Here is a 16,550-nt window from a genome sequence, read left to right on the forward strand (position 1 = left end):
GGGTGGCAAAAGCGCCCGGCGCTATGTTCTCGACCGATGAGTGGGGCGATTCCGGGAAAGCCGGTCCTATCCGGGCGGCGGTGTGGGTTTTACTTAAGGATGTCACTTCATCTAAAACTAGCTATCAGGCAACACAAATGGGGGTCAGCCCGCCGCCCATGGGCAGTTGCCTCAATCATCCGCCAGACCCGACGCGCTCCCGGGGATCGGTCACATCATCGCCATTGGCAGCGCCAAGGGAGGCGTGGGCAAATCTACCGTGGCGGTCAATCTGGCGCTGTACGGCGAGACAACAGACATCTTTCGGCATGGCGGCGGTGAACGCATGAGCCGCCAACTCGGCACGCCGTTTCCGGGCGCAATACCTCTCGATGCGGAAGTTGTCACCGCAGGAGACGAACCGATTAATCACCACCGGTCATGCAGGGACACCTCGGAGCAATCAAAAAATTCACGCGCGGCAGCAGCCGGATCGGGAACACCGCAAATGGCGGACGACACGGCCAAGCCATCCGCACCGGCCTGTAAAACCGACCGGGTGTGTCGTGCTTTAAGGCCGCCTATGGCGACGGTTGGCAGCGCCGACAGCGAACAAAGCGCCTTGAGGCCGACAAGTTCAATTGGAGGCGTGTGATCGGGTTTTGTATCGGTGGCGAAAACAGTGCCAATGCCGAGATAGTCCACCGCGTCGGTATCGACCGCTTTAACATGGGTCTCGGTCTCGCAAGACAAGCCAAGGAACCGATCTGGCCCAAGCCGCTGCCGCGCCTCGGCCACGTCCACATCGCCTTGCCCCACATGACACCCGTCTGCTTCTGATATCAAAGCCGCATCGATGTCATCATTGATGACCAATGGCACGCCGCTGCCGGCGAGAGCGGCTTTGAGAGCACGAGCCATATCAACAAGGCTGGCTGTTCTCGCTTCTTTATCGCGCAACTGGACCATTGTTACGCCACCAGCAACAGCAGCCTGAACCGTCGCGACCATGCCTTGCGTCGCGCAAAGGTCGGTATCTGTCACCAAATACAGACGCAGCTTGCTCCGTGTCAGTCGCATTTGATCCGTTCCTGGTCCATATCCTCCGGACGGACAGCCGCCAGCGCATCCAGGAAATGCACGGCGAAGCTACCCGGTCCACTTGCCTGTGCTTCGGCGCGCGCGCCTGCCTCGGCAAAATGGACGAGCGCAGCCAATGCGGCTTCGAATGGCGCCGCCACCGCGACATAGCCGCCCATCAGCGCGGTCAAAGAGCAGCCAAGCGCCGTAACCTTCGGCATGAAATCAGAACCGCCGGTTACACACGCATTGCGAACACCATCAGTTACAAAGTCCTCGGCCCCAGTTACCGCGACGACGCAGCTTGCCTGACGGGCCAAAGCCACGGCCGAGGACTGAGCAGAAGCAACGCTGTCCCCGGCGTCGACGCCCTTGCCCGCCTCCGACCCGCCCTCCAATGCGATGATCTCTGAGGCATTGCCCCGGATAATGGTTGGCGTCTTTGCCAAGAGGCTCTGCGCCGCCACGCGGCGGTATCGCGTTGCGAAATGGGCGACAGGGTCAAAAACCCAAGGTATTTGACTCTCATGCGCCGCATCTGCCGCACGCAACATCGCCGAAAGCCAGGGCTCCGAGAGGGTACCGATATTGATCGTTAGAGCACTGGCAACAGGAACGAAGTCAGCGACCTCTTGCTCGGCATGGATCATCGCCGGTGATGCGCCTGCCGCCAGAACGACATTGGCCGAGACATTCATGGCGACGAAGTTCGTGATGCAATGAACTAATGGCGCCGAGCGGCGCAGTTCAGCTAGGCAGGTATCGGGAGTCATTCGGCCTCCTTGGTGGGTAAGAAGGCCAAATAAAACCGATAGAATTCGATTTACCGCCTTCCTACGCCAGCATGATCTGGTTCAGGTTCAAAGGGTTCGTCTCAGCCCGAAGGCGCCCCTGGCTATGCTGTCGTCTCTACTGGCCAGTCCTCCATGCGGAATGCGCTGTCCCAGAACATCCACTCGTACTGGGTCGATTTCCTAAAGGCGCGTAACATCGCCTCCCGCCGGTTGTCCGTGCTCGCGGCCGCCGCCCGGTCCGTGATGGCAATGACGGCTTCCACCGCTTCGCCGAACCCGGCATCGGAATAGGTGTCGATCCACGCGTGGTACGGATTATCGGCTTCCGCCTCCTTGGCTATCTCATTGCCAACGTCCCAATAAATCCAGAAGCATGGCAGGATGGCAGCGACGAGTTCCTCGTAGCTCCCGACGTGAGCGACCGACAAAAGAAAATTCGTGTAGCCGTAACAAGTCGGGGACGGCTCTGCCGCAGCCGCTTCATGGGGATCGACACCGAACTTCTCGAAGAAGCCCCCATGCAGCGCCCGCTCAACGACGAGGGCTTCCTCGGACGCATGGGCGAAACGCTGCATCGCGTCAGGATCAGGGGCCTTCGCCGCGGCGATGGCCAGTGCTCGCGAATACTGCTCAAGATAGAGTGCGTCCTGGATCATGTAGAACTGGAATCGCTCCTGGGACAGTGTTCCATCCGCTAGTTGGCGGTTGAATGGAAGGCTGAGAATGCCCTCCCGCAGCAACGCGGATTCCATCCAGGCCCGCTGTGTAAACGAGTTCATTCGGTTTGACGCTCCTGTGCATGTTCCGGCCAAAGCGCATGGAAGTGATGCACCGGCCCATTGCCATGACCCACATCGAGCTGGCCGCTCTCTCGAATAGCGCCCGTGATGTAGCGCTTCGCTTCCTCAACGGCGTCTTCGACGGAATGGGATATTGGCAGTAGCGCCGCAATGGCGGCTGATAGCGTGCAACCCGTCCCATGCGTGTTCTTCGTCGCAATGCGACCGGCTTTCAGTTCAATGACGTCTTTGCCATTGAACAGCAGGTCGGAGCTGCCGGCCCCTTCCAGATGCCCTCCCTTCAGCAGAACATAGGAAGGTCCGAGTTCATGGAGCGCGCGCACGGCATCGTCCATGGCGTCGAGTGTTTTTGGCGCATCGCGCCCGAGCAGCACGCCGGCTTCCGGCAGATTGGGCGTGACGACGCTGGCAAGGGGCAAGAGCTCATCACGGATCTTTGCAATCGCCGCATCATCAAGCAGCCGATCGCCGCTCTTCGCCACCATCACGGGATCGAGGACAATGTTGGCGGCCTCATATCGTTGCAAGCGATCGACGATTGTGGCGGCGACATCGGCCTTGTGAACCATGCCAATTTTCAACGCATCGACGCGCACATCGGAGAAAACGCTATCGATCTGTGCAGCGACAAAATCTACGGGCACGGCATGGATGAAATCGACGCCTCGGGTGTTCTGCGCGACCAGCGCGGTGACGACGGACATGCCGTAAGCGCCAAGCGCGGAAAACGCTTTCAAGTCCGCCTGTATGCCGGCACCGCCGCTCGGATCGGTCCCGGCGATCGTCAACAGGTTCGGAACGGATGTTGAGCAGCTTCGCTTCATCACGCCGCCAACAATCTTCGGCGCCAGTTGATCAGGCCGCCTTCGAGGATCACCGCAATCTGCTTTCCGGTGAGACCATGACGGGTCGGAACGGAGCCTTTGCCGCGCAGCTCGAGGATAAGCTCGGTGTCCTCTTCCAGCGTTCGATGCAGATCACGCGCGACGAGGACGTCGCCTTTTTCAAGGCGCTCATAGTCCATCGGATCCACGAACACCAAGGGCAGTACGCCGTAATTGATCAGATTTTGCCGATGGATACGCGCGAAGTCTTTGACCAGTGCGATCCTCAATCCGAGATTGCGCGGCGCGATGGCCGCATGCTCGCGCGACGATCCTTGGCCGTAGTTCTTGCCGGCGACCACCGAATGGCCGGTGCTCTGTCTAACCGCGCGCGCCCGCTCCAGATACGACCTGTCGACTCGCTCAAACGAAAAGTCGTCGATCTTCTGGATGTTCGAGCGATAGGGCAGCACCTTCGCACCCGCCGGCATGATTTCATCAGTCGAGATATCATCGCCCATCTTGAGGATCACCGGCAGTTCGAGCGTGTCGGGCAGCGAGGCGAACTCGGGAAGCGACTTGATATTTGGACCTTTGACCAGTTCGACAGAACCCGACTCGTCCGGCGCAGGCGGTGGTTCGATCATCGCGACGGTGACGATCGTCTTATTCGGATGTCCAAGATTCGGGTTGGCCATATCCAGCGAGCGCGGGTCAGTGATTTTGCCGGCCAGTGCCGAAGCCGCAGCGGTTTCGGGAGAACACAGGAAGACCGAGTCTTCCCGTGTCCCTGATCGGCCGGGAAAGTTTCTAGGCGTCGTTCGCAGCGAATTACGCCCGACCGCGGGGGCCTGTCCCATGCCAATGCAACCGTTGCAGCCAGCCTGATGTATCCGCGCGCCGGCGGCGACCAGAGCGCCAAGACGACCGTCCGCGATCAGCATTTCCAGCACTTGCCGGGAAGACGGGTTGATGTCGAACGATATGGCCGGTGGGACGGTTTTTCCGCGTACGATATCCGCCACCACGGCAAAATCACGCCAGCCCGGATTGGCGGACGATCCAATGTAAGCCTGGTAGATGTCCTCACCCTCGACCGAGCTGACCGCCACCACATTGCCCGGACTTGACGGTTTGGCGATCAATGGCTCGAGGCGAGACAAGTCGATCTCGTCGTGATGATCATAGGTGCAGCCGTCGTCTGCTGCGAGTTCAACCCAGTCAGAAGCTCTGCCCTCGCTGCCGAGAAAGCGCCTGATCTCCTGGTCTGCCGGGAACACCGTCGTGGTTGCGCCCAACTCCGCACCCATATTAGCGATCACGTGCCGGTCCATCGCGGTGAGCCCGGCCAAACCGGGGCCGTGGTACTCAATGATCTTGCCGACTCCGCCCGAGACTCCGTGACGCCGCAGCATCTCAAGGATCACGTCCTTCGCGCTCACCCAGTCGGGTAGTTCACCCACGACATGGACGCCGAAAATCTTCGGCATCGTGGTGGAGAAAGGCTCGCCCGACATGGCGAGAGCGACGTCGAGGCCGCCGGCCCCGATCGCCAGCATACCGAGCGCGCCTGCCGCCGGTGTATGGCTGTCGGAACCCAGGAGGGACGCCCCCGGTTTCCCGAAACGCTGCATATGGACGGCGTGACTGATGCCGTTGCCCGGGCGCGAGTACCAGACGCCGAAACGCCGGCAGGCGCTTTCGAGGAAAAGGTGATCATCGGGATTCAGATTGTCGATTTGCAGCAAGTTGTGATCGACATACTGGACGCTGACGTCGGTCTTGACACGATCAAGCCCAAGCGCCTCCAGGGACAGCATCGCAAGCGTCCCGGTCGCGTCCTGCGTCAAAGTCTGATCGATCCTGAGTTCTATGGGAGCGCCCGGCGTCATCTCGCCTGCGACCAAATGCGATTGGATCAGCTTTTGCGCCACACCTAACGCCATACGCTTCCCATTCTTTCTGATCTCCTGCTGGCCGTTCCATTGCGGCTGATCGCAACTTTTCCATAGGCTGGACGGCCAATATATGATAGCGATTCCAAACTATCTTGACAAGATGTTAGTTTCGATTCCATATCAATATAGTTGGTTTCCGATACTATGTTTCCTGTCGGCGAGGATCGGCGGCAAGCGCCAATGGAGCGCCCCCTTGGGAGAAGCCATGACCGTACAGAAAGAGATCACCGACAGGCTCAATGACGCACTGCCGATTGAGCATCTGGAAGTGATCGACGAAAGCAGCAAACACAATGTGCCGCCAGGAGCGGAATCGCATTTCAAGGTGGTCGTGGTGAGCTCCGCCTTTGAAGGTAAGAAGCGCTTGGCGCGCCACCGGATGCTCAACGGAATTCTTGCAGATACGCTTTCCACGCATATTCATGCGCTGGCGCTGCACACGCTAACCACCGAGGAATGGTCCGGAATGGGAGCAGCGCCTGCCTCGCCAGCCTGCCGAGGTGGCGATGGATAGTTCGATCTTGCCCGTGTCCGAAGACCCGCCGCGGTTTGAAAGTCGTTTCACGGAGAAACTGCCGGGTGATCCGGAGAAATCCAACTTCACACGGGTTATCAATGGGGCGTGCTACTCGGAAGTGTATCCGACACGCGTTACGGCCCCGCGGCTGGTCGCCTATTCGCCCGAGGTCGCCGAACTGCTGGACCTGTCCACGGCCTTTTGCGAGTCGCATGAATTCACCGAGGTCATGGCCGGTAATCGGCTCCTGGATGGCATGACGCCCTATGCAACGTGCTATGGCGGCCATCAGTTCGGCAACTGGGCCGGCCAGCTCGGGGATGGCCGCGCGATCAACCTCGGAGAACGCGTCAATCGTCGCGGCGAACGCTGGATGCTTCAGCTCAAGGGCGCCGGCCCAACCCCCTATTCGCGTTCTGCCGACGGCCGCGCCGTCCTGCGATCTTCCGTCCGGGAGTTTTTGTGCAGCGAGGCCATGCATCATCTCGGCGTTCCCACGACACGCGCGCTCAGTCTGGTCACGACCGGCGAAGAGGTGCTGCGTGACATGTTCTATGACGGCAACCCCGGATATGAACCCGGCGCAATTGTCTGCCGCGTAGCGCCGTCATTCACGCGCTTCGGTCATTTCGAGCTTCTGGCGGCGCGTCAAGAATATGAACTGCTGAAGACATTTGTAGATTTCACGATCCAGTCGGATTTTCCGCAACTCGGAGTCCCGTCAAAGTCCAGCTACGTTGCATTGTTCGAAGACGTCTGTCGACGCACGGCCGATATGGTCGTCGAATGGATGCGGGTCGGGTTCGTCCATGGCGTGATGAACACCGACAATATGTCCGTCCTTGGGCTGACGATCGACTATGGACCATATGGCTGGCTTGACGATTTCGACCCCAACTGGACGCCGAACACGACGGACGCGCAGGGGCGCCGCTATCGCTTCGGCAATCAGCCCCATGTCGCCCTATGGAATCTCGCCCAGCTTGCCAGCGCACTTCACCCGTTGATCGGGGAGTCGAAGGCGCTTGAAGACGCCTTGCAAGGATACAATCACCGATTTGAAACAGGGTGGCGAAACATGATGGCGGCGAAGCTGGGCCTCAGCCGCTATGAGCCCGCGACGGACGCGACGCTGATCGACGACTTGCATGCCGTCCTCACGTCGACCGAGATTGATATGACAATCTTTTTCCGAGAGCTTGCGGAGACGAAGGCGGACACGCTGACTTCAAATGCGGCCTCGGATACCACGCTGATCGCCCCGCTCATGTCAGCCTACTATGCTCCCGAACAATTAGCGTCTCCTGTTCAAGAGCATGCGGCACGGTGGCTGCGTCAGTATGGCGGACGGCTTCGTCAGGACGGGCTGCCGGACGCCGTCCGTAAAGAGCGCATGAATCGCGTCAACCCGAAGTACATCCTGCGAAACTATCTCGTGCAGCTTGGCATCGACCGCGCGGAACAGGGGGATACCTCCTTGGTGCAGGAACTGTTGGCTTTGTCGAGACAGCCGTATGACGAACAACCGGCGATGGAGCATCACGCCGGCAAACGGCCCGATTGGGCCAGGCAACGTCCCGGCTGTTCGATGTTGTCGTGTAGCTCCTAAAAATCCGATCCTCAGCAAACGATGAGCCATCAGACGGCATTCCATTGAACCGGTCCTGCGCCTTCAGCCAGTAGGTGGCAAAATCGGTCAGCTTCTTGTTGTTGGCGATGACCGGAAGATCATGGCCGTCGCACGCAAGAAGCGCCGCATTTCGACCGTTTCAATGGCCGAACGCGCCTTCATCAGCCGCGGCACACTCTACAAGGTTGAACGCGGTGATCCATCGGTCTCGATGGGAATATATGCGACAGTGCTCGCGATCCTTGGCCTCGTCGATCGGCTTGGCGACGTCGCCGATCGGAGGGACGACACGCTCGGCCTCGATATTGATGAAGAACGGCTTCCAAAGAAGGTGCAGCCACGAGGCCGTAAGAATAAGGGATCATGATCCATCCCGAGGACCGCAGCTCTTGCCATTTGATTTCGTCGGGCCGCCAGTTCCGCGTGAAACCGAGGTTCATGTCGCTACTGAAGCACGGATGCGACAATTTTTTGCTAAGTCAGGGGCGAGAACGGATTCCTGATGGTGAGCGACTGCTCAACGACCAATCCGTCGTGCATGTCTTCCGATAGCAGTGTTTTGCATCCTGCGATCAATGCAGCCGAAACGATCATCGCGTCATAGACCGGGAACCGATACTTCTCACCAAGGGCTCTCCCAACCTGATGAACTTCCAGAGTCAGGGGCTGCACCAAACAGAGTTCCCGCACGCCACAAAGAAACTCCCCCGCCTCCTGCCACGACATTCCAGCCTTCCTGCGGCAGTTGACAAGTGTCTCGTTCAGAACCTGGACGCTGACGACACCCCCGGTTTGCAGCATGGATTCAGCCTTGTCGGCTTTCTGACCGTCGTCCAACAGATAGAGGATAATATTCGTGTCGAAGAAACTATCGCTCATGCGCCTCATCGCGACTTAAGCGATTTTCTGAAGACAAACGGCCACGGAACTTGCGAATGTCTGCAAGTATCTCGTCAGGTCGTCTCAGCCGAGCGACCTTAAGGACCTCGCTGTCACCTGTTACCGAAACCTGGTCGCCTTCTCTCAGGCCAAGTTCCCTGACGAGTCGGCGAGGCAGTCTTACTGCCAGGCTGTTACCCCATTTCGCGATTTGCATGACTGATTTTCCATAGATATACGATGATAAATGTATATCATTATCTTTCGGGAATCAAGTTCTGGCGTAAACGAAGTTGATCAAAGATGGTGCACTCTGGAGCCAGAGAAATCGGGTGTATGAACCACCTTGAGAACTCACGACTGCATGGTGAAGCAGACACTCCATGAGGAGAATCCACCGGCCTCTTACTTTCACGGAGAATGCTCATGGAAACCCAACGCCTGCATCGTGGCCGACTTATCGACCACCTCCAGCTCGTGGTACATGATCTCAATGCCAGCCGGGACTTCTACACGGCGGTATTGGCTGTTCTGGACATTCCCATCGTCGACACGAGCGAGGACTATTTTTGGGCTGACGAACTTGTCGTTTCCTCAACGGACAGCCCGGCCGCATTGGGTATTCCAACGGGGCGCCATCAACCAATTCTCCTACCATTCCACACAAACGGCAAGAGTGAAGGAATATGGTTAAATGAACATTATTGGGGCTAAACGGAACAACCTCCTCAGAAACCAGATCTAAGCTGCCCGCGCCGCTTCAGCGTCCAGCATCGCGTCCTGGGCTTCTTCAACCGTGTCGCGGACCATCTCGCCCAAGTGGTCGTGGATCCGGGCCTCGTCGATCTGGATTACCTGTCTATCGGTCTTGGTCTGTCGGCCTCGTCCATTCTCAACTCTTCTCAGCCAGTACGAAAGGGATCGACATCGCGATCAAATGTGCGACGATAACCCATTATGTCTCTCCCCGTTACTGGTCTCGCAGTACGGTCTTGGCCTGTTGCGCGAACGCGGCCATAGCGTCGAAGTTCTTTGTATTGATGGGGATCGCCACATTCTCTAACCTCACGAGCCCGTTGGAGCCCATGCGCCTCTTCTGTTTGATTGCACCGCGCCCAAGACCATGCCGCCTAAACCCCATTTCCTCAGCGATCTTGTAAAGCTGATAATAATCGCTCACATACAGGTTCAAACCCGGAGGAACTGCGTCATGACGGATCCCCTGTACAAGCTGCGTAAAAACGCCGGAGGAACAATCTTGATGGCTCAGCGAAGCTTGTATTACTAATCCGTTATCGCGTCGCGCGCCCAATTTCAAAATGTAACGGTCGGCGGCAGGCGACTTCATGAGTGTGACAACTGCTTCCTTTGAATACATATTTATCGGATGATTGTACTTCCTGGCGTTCAATTCTTGAATCTCGACAAAAGAAGCAATCTCAGCGCTGGAGGATGCGAGATCACTAAGGGTCCAGATCCTGAAATCGCATGCTTCCTCAGCGCGACGCGTTAGCCGTCTTATGTCTCTGAATTGGCTAGAGCCAATGTTCTTACGCAGTTGCTCATCGACCGTCGACGAAACGTGAAAAAACGCTGCGGACATAAAAGGGACCCGGATTGCGTCGATGCCCATGTTCGACGGAATCGATTCGCAGGAGATTGACGGTATCAGCAGCCAGCAGGCGCCCGCCGCCGCCGCGATGTATTGTTCGACGAGGTGGCTGGCGGGATACGCTTCACACGGCGCATAAAAGCACCGCTGTGCCACGTAGGCGTTTTCTTCATGCAACCGTTTATCGTGATCGGATACGGACCACATAACCGCTGACCAATGGGAAATTGCACTCAACGGAACGACGGGATTCGGCACACCATGTGAGACACAAAACGCCAGAGACTCTGGAGCCGATAGATTTGATGGCACCATCAATAGACCATTTGTTCAGAACGGATAACGTTCCCGGTCACGACACAAAGTCGTTCCGGCACTGCCCCAGATTTTCGGAAATCTCCTTTGCCGATTTGCCGAAGTAATAACCACCTGTTTTCAAAGGATTCCCGTCATAATCGCGTACAGTATTCCCTTCCTTCTCGTAAAAAGAAATAATATTCGAATAATCCCTCATGTACACAATTCTGAAATCCACACTCACTCGCGTTTCATCGCTATCATTCTCATAAGCGCCATGCAGAATTCTTGGATCAAAGAATAGGCATTCACCTATTTTCATAGGCACGGGCGCTGTATTATTGATTACTTCGCTAACAATATCTTCCTTTGTACTTAGAAATGCAAAAAAAATTCATCACGACCTTTGACGAACTTATCTATAGAGTAACCAATGTGCTCGGCGAAGGCATCGAGAACCTCTATGCTCGTCTTTTTGTCGGTCAGCCACAATGCGGCCGGACCATCGACGTCGCACAGAGGCAGCCAACAGTTTATCTGCTCAAAATAGTCACCAAAAAGCATATCCGAATGCAAATTCATCGCGTGGCCATTACTCAGCCGGAAACGATCTCCCATGGCTCCGGGCATATGGAGCCGCAGGGTTGGATCGGCCTCGAATACAAAATCTTCTCCTAATAATTCATATAATTTAACAATCATTCTAAAATAGCGATCAATTGCCAAGTCGCCAAAAGAAGAAAGCGGAATCAGAAATGCAATTTTTGTCAATTTTCGTGTGAGTCTTACTCAATTCTATATCAGAATTTATACTATATTTATCTATCAAAAATTCTTTTATTAATTTTCTTAAATCAATCGCACTATCTCTTAAATTTGAAACAATTTTATACCCTTCTTTTTTGTCTATATAATGCTCTGCGTTCAGCATTAATTTTATGTTCTCGTTGATCATTTTACTTATCCTTTGTATTCTACACTCAATTTACTTTCACTTTATTGACAAAAATTGCCAGTAAAGACTCAGCAATTGAGATTGACTAACGGTAGTCAAATCAACAGACATCGGCTTCTATTTTCTGGGTGCATCAGGTGAGGCATTTCTTGACTCCGGCGGCAGGCTCTGAAACACTAAACTATAGTGGGTACTAATTTCATAACACACGCAATAGTGTCACGAAAGAGCAGAGATCGGCTATGGTGAAGCCTAACCTGTTCGTCGTTCGTCGAAGCGATTTGAGGGCCGTCAATTCGATTCTTGAGAACGGCAAGGAGGTCGATTTGGGTGAGTTACGTGACTTCAGAAAGCACCCGGAAATCGCGTCTTTCCTTCCCAATGTTGTCAATCCGTCGATGGCTTGGACCAAGCTCGCGCAGGCGCAGAGACTGGAAGTTCACAAGCACCCAACCAAGAGCATGGTCGTGGTTGCGGAAGGGCGCGGTTATCTGACCGGGGATGTTGAGACCACTCTGGAGGCGGGTGATGTGGTCTGCATCTATCCGGGGGCAAATCACGGCTTCGTTGCCGGAGACAGCGATCTCCATTGCCTTTCCCTACAGTTTGAAGGCAGTGGTTTATACGAGAACGAGAACACGCCGCGCGTCCAGTTCACAGAATCTGTCTATGACGAGTTTGTTGCGCTTAATGAGAAGTATTGCGAGCGTTTTCGAACTCTGGTCATAGAGGATGTCAATGTCGTGATGTCGAACGCTCGGTGCCAAGAGGCATTCTGGTCACAGCTGAAGCGCTGGTCCACGACGTTCCAACACCTTTTGTTTGTTCGGCAGATATCGACGAGCGTTGACGACCCTCTTTACGATTTGTTTCGAGGTCATTTGCGGGAGGAATTCGACCACGATCAAATGGTGGATGCCCCTCCAGCGCCCTGGGACTCGGTATTGGACGCGTGCGCTGCATGGTTTGAAAGAACCATAGCCAACTCGCCTCCGGTGGAGAAGCTGATCATCGTCAACTTGGCCCTTGAGGGTGCAGGGGACGTTTTTTCAACCGAACTTCGTGGACATTTCGAGCGTCTCGGAGACTACATAGAGACACATCACGATCATGACGAGGATCATGCGAATTTGGGGCAGGAGCACTTGCAGGCCCATGTTGAATACAATTACGAGATGGCGCGGAGCACGTTGACCCAAGCCTGGGAGGTGTTTTTCTTAATGTTTGAGAGAATTATAGAACTTTCCAAACAGAGTTATGACATAGAGCATTAATGATCTTTAGGTCATTCGGATATCTTCGATCGGAAGTCGGGACGGCGTCCAAGAGCCTTGAGAGGTGGCTGGTATGCATGGGATGGTGTGGATAGATGGCTCTTTCAAGGACTATGAAGCGGCGTCGGTACCCATTCTTACTCATTCGATTTCATATGCAACATCCGTCTACGAGGGGATCCGAGCTTACGGCGGCAAAGTATTCAAGTTGAAAGAGCATTTGAATCGTCTGAGATATTCGGCAAGTGTATTTCATCACAATATCTCTTTTGATGACGAAATACTTATCAATGCAATACTGCACTTGATTGAAACGAATTCACAGCCGGAAGGATACATCAAGATCCAGGTGATTTTCGATGATAGCGATTTCGGATACGCGGGATTAGGCTGCAAGTCGAGAATCATGATTTCCATTATGCCGAAACCCCGGTTCCCGCATGATGGACCGTTTTCGCTTTCAGTTTCCAAGTGGCGCCGTCCCGCCGCCACTTGTCACCCGTATGCCGCCAAAACATCGTCCACATATGCGCTCAGTTTCCTTGGCTTCAGAGCCCGAAATCCAGGATTTGACGATGTGTTGTTTGTGAGTGAGGACGATCGGGTCTGCGAGGCAAGCGGCGCCAATATTTTTTTCGTCAAGGGCGATGATCTCGTAACCCCGAAAACAGATATGTGTTTGGATGGTATTACGCGTCGAGCCGTGCTGGAGACGATTGCTCCGTCCTTGGGTCTCAAGCCAATCGTTTCGGATGTGTACATGAGTCAGCTCGGTTCGTTCGACACATGTTTCATGTGTGGCACCGCAGTTGAAATTCGGGGAATCTCCCATATCGACACTCACCGATTTCCTTCTAGCAATGCGGTTAGGAAGGTCTCCAGCGCCTACGAGAAGCTGGTGCATACGGAATCGCCGCCTTGCCATTGAGCAAGGCCAAAGCTTAATGAACGTTCACCCAGACCCGCCAAGGACGATGCCGAAGAATGCCACGCGCGTTGCTTGAATGGCTGCACTTTCGCTTGCCTGCGTCTAATGTCCGGCGCACGGAGGAAGAATTTCAGAGCGGTTGGCAGCGATGGACGGAACAAGCAAACGTCGACAGCCTTGATAGCAGCCTGGACCACCTGGGCCGGAATATTATAGCCGCGCTCATGCCGGAGATTCGGTCCGTGGCTTTCACGCTCACCATCCACGGCGTTGCATCGTTCTCAGCGGCCATACTGCTAAAGGAGCTCGTCACGGAGCTCTTATCCGGCTCTTCGGATGCCTCTGGATTCGTGATTGTCTTGGCCCTGCTGATCCTGTTGACGGCCACCGCCTGGGTATCACTTAATCACATATTCAAGATGTCCGATATTCTCGGAATCGCGGCACGCTCTTATGTCGAGCGGCGCTTGGTTTTTTCCATAGGTGGCCGCGTCCCCCAGCAAGACGACGCCAAAATGATGCTCTCGCTGTTTGACCGGGAGTGCGGCCGTGTCGAACAGGCCTGGTCCGGCTTTGTCATGATTGCGCTGGCGTCGATCACGCTCGTCGTGACAGTCACTTACTTTTTGTTTATTCTTAAACTTAGTGCTTTTGCGGTCTTCGCCGTGATAACTTTCTTCGGACTGCTGATCTATCTGACGACCCACAAGCTCGCTACCCTCTATAAGAATATATCAAATTACTCCAAACACAGAGTCAAATCAGCAGAGTTCATAGTCAAGAACCGGCTGGCGATCCTCTTGAACAATTGGAAAGAAGATTGTCTGCAATCGCACGATCTGTGCCGGCAAGACGAGGAAGGCGTCCTGAAAAGCACGGCGAGATTCGTCGCGCTGATCAACCTAGCAACGACCGTCGCCCCCCCTCTGTCTCTGCTTGCAGCGATCGTGATGCATGTTTGGTTGTACGAAGGACAGGACACTGGCGCCATTGTAGCCGCGATCGCGCTCGTTGGGTCTCTCCGATCAGTGGCCAACGGCGTTCCTGCCGGCATCCAAAACCTCATCATGGGAAAGGTCGCCCACCAGACGATTGAATCTTTTCTTGTTACTCCCAGAGCAGGCCCCGGCGTTCGCCCGGACGCGCCATGCGTCGGTTACGCAAGACATGTTGCAATTATAGGTACCACAGGTAGCGACCGCTCCGACGTTTTGCTAACGACGGCGAGGGAACATGCGGCACCCTCAGTTTACGTTCCGATTGAACCGTGGATTTTCACCGGAACACTAATGGACAATGTAACTCTTTACAATAATAATGCCACAATCAATGAGATTGCGCGTACACTTAATTTGGTGAGTTTATCTTCAGGATTATTCGTCGATGAACATAAAAAGATCGAATATTAAGGGGCGATAACTGGGGCATTTCACGCGGCCAGGCCAAACGCGTTGAACTTGCGCGGGCGCTTCTCTCTGATGCAAGTGCCATATTCATCGATCAACCGACGACCGGACTGGATCCGCAACTAGCGAACGGGTTTCTCGGTAAGCTGCTGAATGGACCTTGGAAGGATAAGGCGGTTTGTTTCGTGACCGATCGAGCAGACGAAATCGCGCTCGCCGACGAAGTGTGGACCGTTGCGGATGGCCGGGTAGTGAGGATCGCCAGACCAGGAGTCAACGATGACTCCCTCACGCGACCTGCGGTGAAATCTAGACGCTCCGAGGTAGACACGAGCTTTCCATCGTTCGTAGCTCAGACCGCCGGTCCACCGTCTACTCAAACCGGACTGGGCGTCATCCGCCGGCTGCGCGCCGGTGGTTTGACAGCCATTTCAGTTGCAACGGTCATTGCATTACTAGCCCGCGATTTTGGATCTATTTTCTCAGATTACTTTCTGTCTTCTAGATCCTTCAGCACAGATTTAGCGAGCGACGTATTACACGTATTGATCCTCGTTTTGTTTGTCGGTACCGTGACGATAACCTGTTCTTGGCTTTGTATAGTACAAATTCTGCGAAAGCTAACTCGTCTTTGTGAGCGCTACATAAGTAATTTTCTCGAACCAATTGATTTTACAAATAAAACAACCAAAAAGGACAGTTTGGGTATACTTACCCGCGATCAACGTCGTCTCGATGAGTTTCTTCCAGCTTTAGCGTTGGAGGTCGGCGGCGCAATTACCTTGCTCATTTCGACGCTATTATTTTCGGCATCCACCGGAATTATCACGCTGGCATCGCTACCTCTTCTCGTAGGCCTTTACATCAGGTTGAACAACCGAGGGAAACCATACCTGCGTGCCTCGAATTACGATGAACTCGAAGCCTCGGCGGGGCTGCTTCAGCGGGTGGCAGAAACAAGTTGGACTCTCGAACGCTTTTACATTCGCAGCGGCCAGTCCGTCGCGAAATGGTTCGAAGGTATAAGCCGACACCGGGCGCTCGCATCCTATAAGAACGCACTCACCCGACGTTGGTTCTCATATTCCGTCGACCTCGTGGCGGTCTCCATCTTTTCTTTCGTGGCGGTTTCAGCCGTAGTCAGTTACCGCGCCGGGCTTATCGGGCATGCCGGAGTCCTCTCAATCAGTCTGACCTACGGCTTGATGTCGATCTTCGGTCGCGCGGCAAGATCGTTGGTGGAGTTAGACCAGTTGCTTGATAGTCAAGACCGTTTGTCAGATGGGCATGAAGCCTCACATAAGTTTAACGCTATGGCCAGGGAAAAGGTTCAACTTCCCACGAATGATATTGTATTCGATCAGGTTTGTTATAAGCATCGGGAATCAAGCCTGCCACTATTGTCGAACTTTAGCGCCAAGTTTGCACCAGGTGACACAATTAGCGTTATCGGCAAGAGCGGGTCCGGGAAATCTACTCTCGTCTCCCTCATCGTCGGTGAGCTGACTCCAACATCCGGTAGCATAAGGATGCTTGGCTCCGATCTCCCGTACCTGCAAGGAACGGTTTGCAGGGATCTTGTTCAGCTATATTCCTCGGCACCGGTGTTTCGGCCTG

At 54.8% G+C, this 16,550-nt stretch carries 18 protein-coding genes, 2 pseudogenes and 1 riboswitch; of the genes and pseudogenes, 9 read left to right on the plus strand and 11 right to left on the minus strand.

The genetic code is table 11. The features are described 5' to 3' along the window. Positions 1-196 precede the first annotated feature (196 nt). Positions 197-280, plus strand: a pseudogene (locus tag AC5E6N_RS06215) (P-loop NTPase); the annotation flags it as partial. A gap of 128 nt (positions 281-408) precedes the next feature. Here the strand turns inward: AC5E6N_RS06215 and thiE are convergent. The 5 genes from thiE to AC5E6N_RS06240 all read right to left on the minus strand — a co-directional run bounded on the left by thiE (position 409) and on the right by AC5E6N_RS06240 (position 5,423). Further along, the gene (gene thiE, locus AC5E6N_RS06220; RefSeq protein ID WP_491746999.1) at positions 409-1,059 is read right to left on the minus strand and encodes a thiamine phosphate synthase; all 651 of its coding nucleotides are present in this window, start codon (positions 1,057-1,059) and stop codon (positions 409-411) included. Further along, entirely contained in the window at positions 1,050-1,832 is a 783-nt protein-coding gene (gene thiM / locus AC5E6N_RS06225; protein WP_491747000.1) for a hydroxyethylthiazole kinase, read from the minus strand. Before thiM ends, thiE begins: the two co-directional genes overlap by 10 nt. A gap of 41 nt (positions 1,833-1,873) precedes the next feature. After that, a riboswitch (TPP riboswitch) is annotated at positions 1,874-1,962 on the minus strand. Next, positions 1,955-2,632: a thiaminase II gene (gene tenA, locus AC5E6N_RS06230; RefSeq protein WP_491747001.1), complete on the minus strand. Its 678-nt coding sequence runs from the start codon at positions 2,630-2,632 to the stop codon at positions 1,955-1,957. Its footprint overlaps the riboswitch before it by 8 nt. Beyond that, positions 2,629-3,477 (minus strand): bifunctional hydroxymethylpyrimidine kinase/phosphomethylpyrimidine kinase, encoded by an 849-nt coding sequence (thiD, locus tag AC5E6N_RS06235; RefSeq protein WP_491747002.1) that lies wholly within the window; start codon positions 3,475-3,477, stop codon positions 2,629-2,631. The genes tenA and thiD overlap by 4 nt, the downstream gene beginning before the upstream one ends. After that, on the minus strand, positions 3,477-5,423 hold the full coding sequence (locus AC5E6N_RS06240; RefSeq protein WP_491747003.1) for an aconitate hydratase: 1,947 nt from the start codon (positions 5,421-5,423) through the stop codon (positions 3,477-3,479). The genes thiD and AC5E6N_RS06240 overlap by 1 nt, the downstream gene beginning before the upstream one ends. Before the next feature lie 217 nt (positions 5,424-5,640). On the opposite strand from AC5E6N_RS06240, the gene AC5E6N_RS06245 reads away from it, so the two are divergent. From AC5E6N_RS06245 to AC5E6N_RS06255, 3 genes are all read left to right on the plus strand, one after another. Beyond that, entirely contained in the window at positions 5,641-5,949 is a 309-nt protein-coding gene (locus tag AC5E6N_RS06245; protein WP_491747004.1) for a BolA family protein, read from the plus strand. Further along, positions 5,942-7,561, plus strand: a complete 1,620-nt coding sequence (locus tag AC5E6N_RS06250) for a protein adenylyltransferase SelO (RefSeq protein ID WP_491747005.1) — start codon at positions 5,942-5,944, stop codon at positions 7,559-7,561. The genes AC5E6N_RS06245 and AC5E6N_RS06250 overlap by 8 nt, the downstream gene beginning before the upstream one ends. Positions 7,562-7,682: 121 nt before the next feature. Beyond that, complete coding sequence (locus AC5E6N_RS06255) at positions 7,683-7,949, plus strand: XRE family transcriptional regulator (RefSeq protein WP_491747006.1); 267 nt, start codon at positions 7,683-7,685, stop codon at positions 7,947-7,949. A 107-nt stretch (positions 7,950-8,056) separates the two neighbouring features. Here the strand turns inward: AC5E6N_RS06255 and AC5E6N_RS06260 are convergent, their stop codons facing one another. Both AC5E6N_RS06260 and AC5E6N_RS06265 read right to left on the minus strand, forming a co-directional pair. Next, positions 8,057-8,461, minus strand: coding sequence for a PIN domain-containing protein (locus AC5E6N_RS06260; protein ID WP_491747007.1), 405 nt, complete (start codon positions 8,459-8,461; stop codon positions 8,057-8,059). Further along, the gene (locus AC5E6N_RS06265; protein ID WP_491747008.1) at positions 8,451-8,678 is read right to left on the minus strand and encodes an AbrB/MazE/SpoVT family DNA-binding domain-containing protein; all 228 of its coding nucleotides are present in this window, start codon (positions 8,676-8,678) and stop codon (positions 8,451-8,453) included. Before AC5E6N_RS06265 ends, AC5E6N_RS06260 begins: the two co-directional genes overlap by 11 nt. A 209-nt stretch (positions 8,679-8,887) precedes the next feature. Between AC5E6N_RS06265 and AC5E6N_RS06270 the strand changes: the two are divergent. After that, positions 8,888-9,100, plus strand: a pseudogene (locus AC5E6N_RS06270) (VOC family protein); the annotation flags it as partial. 331 nt (positions 9,101-9,431) lie between these two features. Here AC5E6N_RS06270 and AC5E6N_RS06275 read toward each other — a convergent pair. From AC5E6N_RS06275 to AC5E6N_RS06290, 4 genes are all read right to left on the minus strand, one after another. Beyond that, positions 9,432-10,250 (minus strand): hypothetical protein, encoded by an 819-nt coding sequence (locus AC5E6N_RS06275; RefSeq protein ID WP_491747009.1) that lies wholly within the window; start codon positions 10,248-10,250, stop codon positions 9,432-9,434. Positions 10,251-10,425: 175 nt separating this feature from the next. Beyond that, positions 10,426-10,764, minus strand: coding sequence for a phytanoyl-CoA dioxygenase family protein (locus tag AC5E6N_RS06280; RefSeq protein ID WP_491747016.1), 339 nt, complete (start codon positions 10,762-10,764; stop codon positions 10,426-10,428). After that, positions 10,746-11,141: a 2OG-Fe(II) oxygenase family protein gene (locus tag AC5E6N_RS06285; RefSeq protein WP_491747010.1), complete on the minus strand. Its 396-nt coding sequence runs from the start codon at positions 11,139-11,141 to the stop codon at positions 10,746-10,748. The genes AC5E6N_RS06280 and AC5E6N_RS06285 overlap by 19 nt, the downstream gene beginning before the upstream one ends. Further along, positions 11,086-11,325, minus strand: coding sequence for a hypothetical protein (locus AC5E6N_RS06290; RefSeq protein ID WP_491747011.1), 240 nt, complete (start codon positions 11,323-11,325; stop codon positions 11,086-11,088). The genes AC5E6N_RS06285 and AC5E6N_RS06290 overlap by 56 nt, the downstream gene beginning before the upstream one ends. A 242-nt stretch (positions 11,326-11,567) precedes the next feature. On the opposite strand from AC5E6N_RS06290, the gene AC5E6N_RS06295 reads away from it, so the two are divergent. The 4 genes from AC5E6N_RS06295 to AC5E6N_RS06310 form a co-directional block, all read left to right on the plus strand. Further along, positions 11,568-12,599 (plus strand): cupin domain-containing protein, encoded by a 1,032-nt coding sequence (locus tag AC5E6N_RS06295; protein ID WP_491747012.1) that lies wholly within the window; start codon positions 11,568-11,570, stop codon positions 12,597-12,599. A 73-nt stretch (positions 12,600-12,672) separates the two neighbouring features. Then, on the plus strand, positions 12,673-13,527 hold the full coding sequence (locus AC5E6N_RS06300; protein ID WP_491747017.1) for an aminotransferase class IV: 855 nt from the start codon (positions 12,673-12,675) through the stop codon (positions 13,525-13,527). 56 nt (positions 13,528-13,583) lie between these two features. Beyond that, entirely contained in the window at positions 13,584-14,936 is a 1,353-nt protein-coding gene (locus AC5E6N_RS06305; RefSeq protein WP_491747013.1) for a 6TM ABC transporter family protein, read from the plus strand. A gap of 182 nt (positions 14,937-15,118) precedes the next feature. Continuing rightward, positions 15,119-16,550: ATP-binding cassette domain-containing protein (locus AC5E6N_RS06310; protein WP_491747014.1), on the plus strand; the 1,432-nt coding region annotated here is incomplete at its 3' end.

It is taken from the genome of Hoeflea sp. (assembly GCF_984452065.1).